Source organism: Companilactobacillus paralimentarius DSM 13238 = JCM 10415 (genome assembly GCF_001434985.1).
Taxonomy (GTDB): Bacteria; Bacillota; Bacilli; order Lactobacillales; family Lactobacillaceae; genus Companilactobacillus; species Companilactobacillus paralimentarius.
The window spans coordinates 1-11351 of sequence record NZ_AZES01000087.1; the positions used below are offsets into that span (position 1 = coordinate 1).

At 34.6% G+C, this 11351-nt stretch carries 8 protein-coding genes; 1 reads left to right on the forward strand and 7 read right to left on the reverse strand.

The annotated features are described in order from the left end of the window. Positions 1 to 165 precede the first annotated feature (165 nt). From FD33_RS07800 to FD33_RS07825, 6 genes are all read right to left on the reverse strand, one after another. Positions 166 to 2223 carry an LTA synthase family protein gene (locus FD33_RS07800; RefSeq protein WP_025085906.1) on the reverse strand — a complete coding sequence of 686 codons (2058 nt, stop codon included), beginning with the start codon at positions 2221 to 2223 and terminating at the stop codon, positions 166 to 168. Further along, the gene (locus tag FD33_RS07805) at positions 2220 to 3266 is read right to left on the reverse strand and encodes a lysylphosphatidylglycerol synthase transmembrane domain-containing protein (protein ID WP_025085905.1); all 1047 of its coding nucleotides are present in this window, start codon (positions 3264 to 3266) and stop codon (positions 2220 to 2222) included. The genes FD33_RS07800 and FD33_RS07805 overlap by 4 nt, the downstream gene beginning before the upstream one ends. Then, positions 3266 to 4300, reverse strand: coding sequence for a glycosyltransferase family 4 protein (locus FD33_RS07810; RefSeq protein WP_025085904.1), 1035 nt, complete (start codon positions 4298 to 4300; stop codon positions 3266 to 3268). The genes FD33_RS07805 and FD33_RS07810 overlap by 1 nt, the downstream gene beginning before the upstream one ends. After that, a complete protein-coding gene (locus tag FD33_RS07815) occupies positions 4293 to 5492 on the reverse strand; it encodes a glycosyltransferase family 4 protein (protein WP_025085903.1) in 1200 nt (399 codons plus the stop codon). The genes FD33_RS07810 and FD33_RS07815 overlap by 8 nt, the downstream gene beginning before the upstream one ends. A gap of 77 nt (positions 5493 to 5569) precedes the next feature. Next, positions 5570 to 6064, reverse strand: coding sequence for a QueT transporter family protein (locus tag FD33_RS07820; RefSeq protein ID WP_025085902.1), 495 nt, complete (start codon positions 6062 to 6064; stop codon positions 5570 to 5572). A 135-nt stretch (positions 6065 to 6199) separates the two neighbouring features. Further along, complete coding sequence (locus FD33_RS07825) at positions 6200 to 6844, reverse strand: deoxynucleoside kinase (RefSeq protein ID WP_034544351.1); 645 nt, start codon at positions 6842 to 6844, stop codon at positions 6200 to 6202. A gap of 259 nt (positions 6845 to 7103) precedes the next feature. On the opposite strand from FD33_RS07825, the gene FD33_RS07830 reads away from it, so the two are divergent. Then, a complete protein-coding gene (locus FD33_RS07830) occupies positions 7104 to 9377 on the forward strand; it encodes a SpaA isopeptide-forming pilin-related protein (RefSeq protein WP_025085900.1) in 2274 nt (757 codons plus the stop codon). Positions 9378 to 9440: 63 nt separating this feature from the next. Here the strand turns inward: FD33_RS07830 and FD33_RS07835 are convergent, their stop codons facing one another. Then, positions 9441 to 11228 (reverse strand): DUF2207 domain-containing protein, encoded by a 1788-nt coding sequence (locus FD33_RS07835; protein ID WP_056955882.1) that lies wholly within the window; start codon positions 11226 to 11228, stop codon positions 9441 to 9443. Positions 11229 to 11351 lie beyond the last annotated feature (123 nt).

Consider the following 11351-nt stretch of genomic DNA (forward strand, 5'->3'; position numbering starts at 1 on the left):
TTACCAATCGAATAAGAGAGTTGCAACCCTTTTTTACAAAAAAGTTGTATTTTTTCAAAAAATATTTACTCGGTCAATTAAATCTCTTTAAACATTGATTATACCCACTTTCAAGCCAAACAAAAAGCGCTAGAAGACATTTTGCTGTCCTCTAACGCTTTTTTACTACTTACTTAATTCTGGTGCATCAGTTTGATACAAGTCAACCATCGACTTATTATCGTTCTGTTCGATTAAACTAGTACCCTTCTTCTTCTCTGCTGCCTTTAATTTCTTCAAAGCAGTACTCTTCTTATAGGAGTAATTTTTCTTATTAACAGTTTCAAATCCAGGTAGCTTGTGGAATCTTAAAAGATCCCCATTAATAACTCTATCAGATAGAGATAATTCTGTTGTTACCTTATTAGACAGTTTTTCTTTCTCAGTCTTCGAGATCTTCTTATCTACTTTACCAGTCTTAGTATTGTAGTAAGTACTTCCAACCTTTGTGACCGTTGGCGAAACAAAGTCACCATTTCTAAAGGCCACAACTTGTGAATGTTCACTTGATAACAAGTCACTACCAAATTGAATCATGTTCTTATTATCAACACCTAAAAGATTCAAGAGTGTTGGTAAAACATCAATTTCACCACCGTAGGTATGGTTAATACCACCCTTTAATCCATCCATGTGAATCATAAATGGAACACGTTGGTACTGAGCATTATTAAAATCATTAAATCCTTTAATACCTGTAAGTTTAGCCATAGCTTTTTTATGGTTATCAGAAATACCATAGTGGTCACCATAAAGAACAACCATACTCTTCTTATCTAAACCTGTAGCTTTTAACCAATCCATGAATTCACCAATAGACTCATCCAAGTATCTAGCCGTTTGAACATAACCGTCCACGGTCTTATCCCCGGTATCAGTCTTAGAAATACTTTGATTCTTCTTATCCAAAGTATATGGATAATGGTTTGTAACTGTAATCAACTTAGCATAGAAGGGTTGTGGCAATTGTTCAATATACTGTGTGGAATCTTTAAGGAAGATCTTATCTTTCATACCATAACCAACATTGTAACTCTTCTTTTGCTTATAGTAATTAGAACTAAAGAAGTAATCATAGCCCCATGACTTATAAGCATTATCACGATTCCAGAAACTTGGAACATCCCCATGGAATGAAGCTGTAGTATAACCATCTTGATCCAAGATTGCAGGCGCTGCTTGGAAAGTATTAGTTGTACCATCAGTAACCATAGCTGACCCTTCTGGTAAACCAAAGAGTGAATTTTCAAGCATCAATTCAGCATCAGCCGTCTTACCTTGTCCAACTTGATTAAAGAAATTATCAAAACTCAACGTATCATTTTCATGATAAATCTTATTAAGATTTGGCGTTACTTCTTCGCCATCCCACTTATAGTCAATCATGAATTGTTGCAAACTTTCCAAATGAATAATAAAGACGTTCTTACCCTTAGCAACACCTGAGTATTCAACATTAGGCTGAACATAATTATCCTTCATGTATTTTTCAATTGAATCAATATCGGAACTCTTTGCTTGTGACTTAACAGCATTCGTTTTTGTCGTCTTAACCAAATCATAGATGTTAAAAACATTAAGGCCTAGATACTTAACAATATAATTATTGTCGAAAGTTCTTGTTAATAACTGTGAACGATCACTTTCAGCCAAAGTCAAATTAGCACCAAACAGCAATACGGCTAATGAACTAATCAAAACTGGAATACGCCAATTAAGACGTTTGACATCCATTTTTATAACATGGAAAGCCAATAATAATATCAAGACAATAACATCAAGAAAAACCAGAAAATCAGTTGGTTTCAAAATCCCCATAATACTCTTACCAAGATTATTGGTTACAGAACCAGAGCCCTTGATAAGCACCATTGTTAGAAAATCTGAAAATTCACGATAGTACAGAATGTTTGAGAATAACCAAACTGAGTCCAAGAAATCAATAATCAGAAGAAAGATATACGACTTTCTTCCCTTCATGTATAAAGCAATTCCAAACAACAATAACATAATTGGAATTGGATTGATGATCATCAAAAATGTCTGAATTGATCCTTTTACACCTAAGTTAAACTTAGTCGTATAAGCATAGATCGTTTTCAGAGTATATAAAAACACAGCTAGAAGTACAAATCCTAGCCTAGTGTTTAAAAAATTGGAAATACCTTTAGTAATACGCTTCATTGTTTTCGCTCCATAGATTTATTAGCAACTTGTTGTTCAATTTTTGGTTTCTTTGAAACTGCGATAATCCCTAAGAACATCCCCAAATAATACGTAATAAATCTCCATAAAAACATACCTAAGATCAAACCTGACGAAGAAGGTATAAATCCAGCAAACAATGTTTTGAAACTGAATTCTGCCCCACCTGATCCACCAGGAATTGGAAAGATCGAGACAATCATAACAATCATAATATGCATAACTAATACATCGATTATATTTACGTGGTCACAATTCAAAGCCAATAAAACAAAATAAACCACAAAGTAGTATAGGAATAATTGCACGATTGTTAAAAGTGATGCTTTGACCACTTTTTTCTTCTCCTGCTTTAAAACCAAACTTTCTTTGTAAAAACTATCAATACTGTTTATAGCTGACTGTAAAATTCTATCACGTTTTTCTTCTTTTAGAAAAAATAAAACCGGTTTCAAAATAATTTGTACCATTTTTTTTGTAAAATCATAGTAATACATGATCATTAGCAAGAACGAAATCGTCACAACATGGATTACCATTCCAAAAACAATCAAAGTTGCTAATCCAGAAAAATGCTTAGCAACACTATTAAAACTTACTAACATGGCCACAATAAAATTAACTAACACCATTGCTTGGTAAATGACAAATTTCATCAATAAGACTGAACTTGCACGACCACCATCGATCTTTGACTGCATTAAACCAAGTAATTGTGCAGGTTGTCCACCCGAAGAAAAAGGCGTAATGGCATTAAAAAGTGCTTGGAGCAAAGGGATACGATACATCTCCCACCAGCCAAACTTACGATCTTCTTTTTTCTTTAATAACGTATGTAACACCATCGCCTCGACGCCATACGACAATAGAATTGATAAAAATGCCACTGCAAGCCAAAAATAATTTAAACTCTTAAACGTTGAAACTAAGGAGTTAAAGTTAATATTTCTAGCTTCCCACCAAAAGATACCAACTCCTAATCCCAACATCGCAAAAATTGCTGCTATATGTTTTCTACTCATTATTTATCCTGTTTAGCAATATTATATTGTTCTGTATAAAAGTCATACCAAATTTTACTCAAATTATCTTCTGAGTATTGGTTGGCAGCTTTTTTAGATTTTTTCTTGAAATCTTCCAAAATTGAACGATCTTGATTGGCATGATTAATAAAAGCATTCATATCTGAAAAACCATCAGCTTTTTGATAATAGCCATCAATGATAGCACGATATAATTCCAAATCTCTCAATAATACTGGTGCTCCACAACTGAAGGCTTCTAGAACTGACATTGGGAACAATTCATCGTATGAAGGTAACAAGAATAAATCACAAATATTATAATAGTTAACCAAATCATTACGATCAACTATTCCTGTGAAGGTCATGTTCTTAGGCGCATTATCAATCATATCTTTATAACGGTCATAACCATCGGTGATCTTACCAAATGAAAAACCACCCGCCCAAATGAACTGAATATCTGGGTTAACTTGTGCTAGTTTATAAAAATCATCGATTCCCTTACGTTCTTGAACTTGTCCATCACCAAAAACAACAAATTTATCTTCTGGAACACCAATCTTTTTACGGAAAGCGGCCTTTTCCTCAGCACTCTTCTCGTAAAAGTTATCGGTTGAAACGAAATTAGGGATATATTTGATCTTCTTACGATCCAAACCATGTGCTACCAACTTATCAATAAAAGTTGGATTAACAACCACGATCTGATCCATGCGCTTGTAAAAACTAATTACATAATTATAAAAAATACCACGTGCCGGTTGAGGTAATTTGATACTCCCCTCCAATGTTTCTGGAAGAAAATGTACGTATCCTATTTTGCGACCTCTTTTTTTAGAAAATGTAGATAAGTAGAACTGTGGGTCAATTGTATGATAATGGCTTAAATCACTACGATGGTAGTCATTTATCTTAATATCAAATTCATCACTAAAACGATCTTTTAGCAAATTAACCAATTCAATATAGGCACTACCTACACCTTGGCCTGCAACTTTATCTGCGGATGAAAACATATTTATTTTAATCATTAGAATACTCCTCTGGATCGATTGATGAATCTGAAAGTTTCTCTCTGACGAAGTAATCCTCAGCATGACGATAAAAATCAAGAATTGAGTTACCAAATCCATCTGATGAAATACCGTACAGTACCTTTTGGCGAGCCTCACGATCATCAAATGAGCTAGGGTGGTCGAGATACGTCTTAATCTTAGGTACTAACTGGTCATCTTGACTGAATGTTACACCAACTGAAGGATCAGTCAATAAGGCGTCAGTATAAGGCGCACTTCTTACTACTATTTTTAGACCTGAAGCGATTGCTTCAATATAAGTTAACCCTTGTGATTCCGTGTCACTAGAAGATACGAAAAGATTGGCCATATGATAGTATGGTGAAATTTCATCATGAGCTACTTCACCAGTAAAAATAACATTATCAGTAATCTTTAGATCCTTACTCATTTGAACTAACTCTTCCATATCGGGACCATCACCAACGATTACTAACATAATCTTAGGATTATATTTTAATAATTCTGGCATGGATTTGAGCATATGGTCAATTTTTTTCTCTAAAGCAATTCGACTAAGCATCAAAATAACTGGTGTATCTTCTGCTATACCCAATTTTTCACGTATTATTGAAGCATTAACTGGCTTTGTATACTCTGACAAATCAACCCCTGTTGGCACAATTGAAATCGGCGTTTTAATGCCATAACGATCCAAAGTCTCTTTCACTTGCTTACTTGGAGCGACCACGCCTGAAGCATTTTTCAAAAATAGCTTTGTCATTTGTTTAACATGATATGGTTTCAATAAATGACCATTTAGGACGTAATGCAAATAATCTTCATACATCGTGTGATACGTATGAACAAATGGAATCTTTAATTGTTTAGCAACGAATTTTCCTATCATACCTAAAGAAAACTCGGTCTGAGTATGAACAATATCGAGTTTCAATTCTTTAGCCAATTCGACTGCATGAAACATCCCCCGAATGGCAATTCTTCTATCAGTAAATGAAATAAAAGGCACACTAGTTAAACGAAAGATGTTTGGCTCAATTGTATTCTTAGGCACATTAGGATCGGTTGTCGTAAAAATATAAACAGAATGACCTTTTCTTTCTAAATCATTCTTCAATGTTTGAATTGATGTTGCTACCCCACTAACTTGAGGAAAGTACGTATCAGTAAAAATTCCGATGTTCATAAAATCACATCTCCTTGCAAACTCTATAAAGTAGATTATAACAAAAAAATGAGGGAAGAACTTCCCTCATCTCTGCCTTACTTTATTAATTTACTAAAACTTTTATTCTGCATCAAGAAATAGAAAATTACTGCACCAATGGCTACAACAACTAATTCGCCCAATCCGACCGTAACAAAGTTCAAAGCAAATGGTAATTTCAAGACAAAATGCAATTCCGCCCCAACGATCAAACCATTCACAACGGCACAAATTACAGGTACTAGCCACAAAAATTTTGTCTTAGCAGGAACTCTAGTAATTAAGTAACAAGCAATTGCCGTTGCTAATGTTCCTAAAACTAAGTCGTATGCCCCTAATGATGCACTAAAGATATTTGAGATAAAACATCCAATAATCAAAGACCAACTATATTTATGATTAAAAAATGGCAATAACATCAAGATCTCTGAAACTCGAAATTGGATTTGTCCATAGGAAAACGCTGAAATAACAGGTGCAATTGTCACTGCTACATAAAGCGCCGCCACCAAAGCCAATTGTGTGATATCTCTTACTTTTAAATTACTCAAAATAAAACCCTCCACTGTTTTAATTAATTCCGCAGGTTCATCAGTGTAAACTGCTCTTAATAGGTTATCTTATTTTTAACTTGGTATCAAGCTAATAAAAAAGACAAAACCACTTATTGGCTTTGTCTTAATAATTTAGTCTAATGTTCCACGTTTGCGTAATTGTTCATCAATAAGATCAAGTACTTTTTGACGATCTTCAGGATTTTCAACAAAATCATATTTGTCACCATCAATCTTCATCTTAGGACTGTAATCATAATCGTCATACCAACCATCATAACGACTAAGCAATTGATGATAATATTCTGGTAAAGTTGGATCTTGTTCTGGTTGTTCATATGAACGACCACGCTTTTCAATACGATGAATCATTGTGTCATATGAAATATCCAAGTGTACCAGTAAGTCAGGTGCTTTTTTAGCAGCGGCATATGGTAATTCTTGCATCATGTTGTCTAGAAGTTCATCGTAAACTTTTACTTCTTGAGGAGTAGCTCTTCCCATATCAGCATTCATGTGGAAGAATAATGAATCTTCGTAAATTGAACGGTCCAAAACATTATTATCTTGTACCATTGCTTTCTTAATTGAATCAAAACGTTTATTCAAAAAGTAAATCTGTAGTAAAAATGCATATTTTTTAGGGTCTTTATAAAACAATGGCAAAACCGGATTATTATCAACTTGTTCATAGAAAGCCTCAGTTCCTAAGTGTTCTGATAAAATAGTCGCCAATGAACTCTTTCCGGCTCCAATTGCGCCGCTCAATACGATCATCATTATTCTCCTCCGTAGCTTTTTAATTCTTTATTTGATTTGTTAATTTGCAAAAAAACAACATTCACTATGATACCACTTCAATTCTATATATTGTATACATTTTTGAAATTTCACCATATGTGGTATTTATCACAAGCAATAATCACCTTATTAATAACGTTTTTTAATAATAAAATATTATTTATCCCTAAGCCCTATCGTATTCCCTTTAATCATTCTATAATTGGACTGTACTAATTAAGAAAGGGGAAGAAACATGGGGAATAAATTACGAAATATTTTTACTGCTCTCATAGCTGGATTGACTGTTATAATTTTAGTTCTAACCTTTAATACCAATAATGTTAAAGCTGCAAACAATTATACTAATACAGATATGATTACAAGTGGTTCTATTAACAAACAAGATAAGATTTATAGCATGAGTAGTACCGTACCAATCACATATGAGTACGATACAACCGGTTATAAACTTGAAAATGGTGATACTTTGACTATTGACGTGCCAAGCCCTTTAGCCGTTACGCCAAATGATACTCCATTTAATGTTGTTGGTGACAATGGCGAAGTTATCGGTACTGCAATTTTAAACAGCAGTAACCAAATTGTTGTTACTTTCAACGAAAATGTTGAGGAACTTGAGAGCGTCAAGGGAACACTTTCTATCAACACTGGGGTCACTGTAGATCGTAACAAGGCTCAAGTTGGTTCAAACGATGTTGATTTTAATATCAAGGATGGAAATACTCAACAAAGCATTCTTCAAACTAAAGCAAGTGACAAAAACATCTCGAAAAAGGGTGTCTTTGGTACTGATGCCGAAGGTAATGAAATTGTTACTTGGACTATCCTTGCCAACCGTAACGAATTAAACTTCGGTACAATGAGCGCTCACGATACTATTACTGATCCTAATCTAGAATACGTATCTGGCTCCGTCGTCGTTCAAGAAGCCACTTGGAAAGATAAGGAAACTGGTACTTACAAACGTGGAGATACCGTTCCTTCAAGTAGTTATACTCTAAACGAATCTGGAAATGGATTTGATCTAACTATTCCAAATTCTGGAAAGCAAATGTACGCCATAACCTTCCAAACTAAAGTTACTGATCCAAGCAAAGTAACGGATGGAACAGTCTTTAGAAACGACGCTACAATGACAGGAAGAATTACTGGTAGCGGCAATGAAGCACAAGAAATTAATGAAACAGCTTCTGGAAAAGTTTCTGGTGGAACTAATTCTGGTAATGGTAGTGGTAACAAACTTGGTGCTGTCACATTAACCAAGTTCAATGAACAAGACAACACTACCCCATTAGCAGGTGCCGTCTATGATCTTTACAAAGTTGGTTCAGATACTCCTGTTCAAACTAATTTGACGACCGACGAAAATGGTCAAATCAAACTAACTAACCTTAGTGCTGGCGACTATTATTTCAAAGAAGTCACAGCCCCTACTGGTTACCAATTGAATGGAAATGAAATTCCATTTACTGTCACTGGACAAACTACAACTCCTGTTCAAGTAACTGGTGTTGACGAGCCCGAAAAAGAGGAATTAGGATCAATCGTTATCAAGAAAATTGATGCCGAAACTGGTTACAAATTAGCTGGTGCTGAATTCAATATTGTTAATGATAAAGGTGAAGTTGTTGGAACAATCACAACTGATCGTCTAGGCCTTGGTCATTTCTATAATTTACCAATTGGACACTATAAGTTAGTTGAAACTAAAGCTCCTGAGGGTTATCTCAAAGGTGAAGATGTCGAATTTGATATTAGTACAGATAATTTAACACCAAAGATGATTTCTGTTGAAAATGAAAAAGAAATTGTTGGCGAAGATAGCTATAGTGCAGTTCTTCAAAAATTTGATCGTGATGATTTAACAGTTGGTGTCCCTGGTGCTGAATATACTCTTTACGGTGATGATGGTATTGCTCTAGAAACTGCCGTAACAAATGAATTAGGAGTTATCAAGATTGATAATCTCAAACCTGGTAAGTATTATTTCTTAGAAACTAAAGCTCCTGAAGGTTATGATTTAAATCCTGATAAAATCCCATTTACTATCACTGAGAACTCTAACGAGACTGGTGTTGGTACATTAGAAACATCAGACCCTAAGACTGTCACAACTGAACCTGGTGATAATAACAATGGTAATGAAGGTAATACTTCTGAACCTGGCGACAACAATGGTAACGAAGGTAATACTCAAGAACCCGGCGATAGTAACAATGGTAACGAAGGTAATACTTCTAAACCTGATGAGAATGATAAAGATGACAACGACAATGGTTTAATCGTTGATCCTGAACATCCCAATACAGATAATGGCAACACTGATGAAGGTGGACTTATTACTAATCCTTTGAATCCTGATACTTCAAATAATGGAAATAGTTCTACTTCAGAATCTAATACTGACAAGCTTCCTCAAACTGGTACTGAATCTGGTTTACTAGCAAGTCTTCTAGGATTCGTTCTTCTAATTGGTATTGCTTATCTTAATCGTCGTCATGCTTAATTAATTGCATAAAAAATGGACTGAGAAAAAATTCTCAGTCCATTTTTTTATCTCAATATATTTTTAGAAAGCTCCACCACCGGAACCTCCTCCAAAACCACCAGAAGAGCCTCCTGAGAAACCTCCAGATCCACCTGAGATACTTGATGAGCCCCCTGCTGAAATTGCTCCTGTGAAAGCTGTTTGGAAGCCTGTATTACTGTTAAGAAAACTGCTACTACCAATATAGTAATATGCGATAGCCGAATTATTGACCACGTCAGCTCCAAAATTAACTTTTAAAGCCTTAATTACTTTGTCGGAGACACCGAAGATAACTGCATATGGCAAGAAACGTTCCCAAAGAATAATATCCCCAACCTCGGCCATTTTAATATCATCAATGTCCTCTAGCATTCGTTTAAAGGCTCTAATCTTGTTAACCTCTTCTTCACCTAAATCCGTATACGGTGTAATTTTCTTCTTTATAATCGCATACGGTATCCAAGCTACAAGGCCAATAACTACTAAAATTGCACTACTAAGTAAAACTTTACTACTGAGAATTAAAGAAATCATCAGCATGATACCTAAAACAATATCAACAGCAATGGTCGAAGATTTAAAACTGTCAACCAAATTCATATTGCTTAAGTCTAAATATTTTTCTCGACCTTTGGCTGCATCTTTAGCCCATTTATCAAACTTTTTAGTCATCTTATCATCATTACCACGAGCAAATTTGCGAATATCTTTCAAACAAACCGATTTACCATCACCAATTTTTTCAATTAAATATTTGAAAAACTCATTGGTTGGCGGAACCAAAGCCGTAATTTGATAGTCCTTACCAATCTTATCAATCTTCATACGACGATAGCCAACTTCATTCAATAAATCAGCCGTTAAAGAGTTGCTATTAGCCTTGGATTGACGATCCAAAATTACTTCGGTAAAACTAGGAATGAATTCCGGTTCATCAAAGAAATGATGCAAAGGTGTTGGTATTTGATGCTTCTGTCCTGGATTCTTGTGTAATTTAATAAATTGATAAAGGTAAATAATAACAATAACTACTCCGGCAATCGCCATCATTATCCAATAAAAATTTTTTTCTCGTTGTCGTCTAGCATTGGCTGCTTCAGCTTTTGACTTTTCGGCTGCTAGAATTCTCGCCTTAGCTTTCTTATTCACCACATTTTTATTATCAGCAGTTACAGTTGTGGGAAAAATAACATGACTTTCTACTGATTGATTGGCGGGCAACTCATCCAAAGTCATTACCACTTGACCATTTTTCTTGTCCACTTCTGTATGTCCCGCTAATGGTCCATGTGTCCAGGCTTGTAATTGTGTAATATTCTTCTCTGGAAAATTCAAGGTTAATTTGATGTTATTCAAATCGTTATCCCAACCATTACCAATAATTTTCCAATTTAGTTCAGCTGTATCTAAATAATTAGTGATCACTCCATAAAGTTGATATTTATAAGTATAAGTTACCATCTCTGAATCAACAGCATGATAAACTTTCATATCCATTGAATTATCGGTTCTAGTAACTTTAACAGTATCATTCTGATTTGAATCATTGTTAACTAGAGTCTTAGCTCCAGCCCCATTGTTATAAGTAACGACAGGGTCACTGGCACCCTTAATCCCCTTTAAATCCTGATTATAATAAACGCCATGATAATCACCTTGAAAATCATAAACAATCTTTTGTGTTAAATCAGCGTTACCATCTTTTTTGATATCGACAGTGACGTCATAATTTTTCACTGTGAATTTATCAGCTTTTACATCAGTGGTAGTTTGAAGTGCTAGAAAAATCGCTAAAAAAGCAAATAACAGCCCTACTAGTTTTTTCATTTGATCCCCCATTGAATCATTAATAGACTAATTTTATCATATTCTAACACTTTAAAAATTTGGGTAAAAAAAGGCTGTACGATAAATAGAGTTGATAGGCATTTTGCCATCAACTCTATTTTT

Bases quoted from the DNA above. Each gene is read 5' to 3' on its own strand.
- FD33_RS07825 (WP_034544351.1), bottom strand. From the start codon at position 6,844: ATGATCGTATTGAGCGGCGCAATTGGAGCCGGAAAGAGTTCATTGGCG.
- FD33_RS07830 (WP_025085900.1), top strand. From the start codon at position 7,104: ATGGGGAATAAATTACGAAATATTTTTACTGCTCTCATAGCTGGATTG.
- FD33_RS07805 (WP_025085905.1), bottom strand. From the start codon at position 3,266: ATGAGTAGAAAACATATAGCAGCAATTTTTGCGATGTTGGGATTAGGA.
- FD33_RS07835 (WP_056955882.1), bottom strand. From the start codon at position 11,228: ATGAAAAAACTAGTAGGGCTGTTATTTGCTTTTTTAGCGATTTTTCTA.
- FD33_RS07810 (WP_025085904.1), bottom strand. From the start codon at position 4,300: ATGATTAAAATAAATATGTTTTCATCCGCAGATAAAGTTGCAGGCCAA.
- FD33_RS07800 (WP_025085906.1), bottom strand. From the start codon at position 2,223: ATGAAGCGTATTACTAAAGGTATTTCCAATTTTTTAAACACTAGGCTA.
- FD33_RS07815 (WP_025085903.1), bottom strand. From the start codon at position 5,492: ATGAACATCGGAATTTTTACTGATACGTACTTTCCTCAAGTTAGTGGG.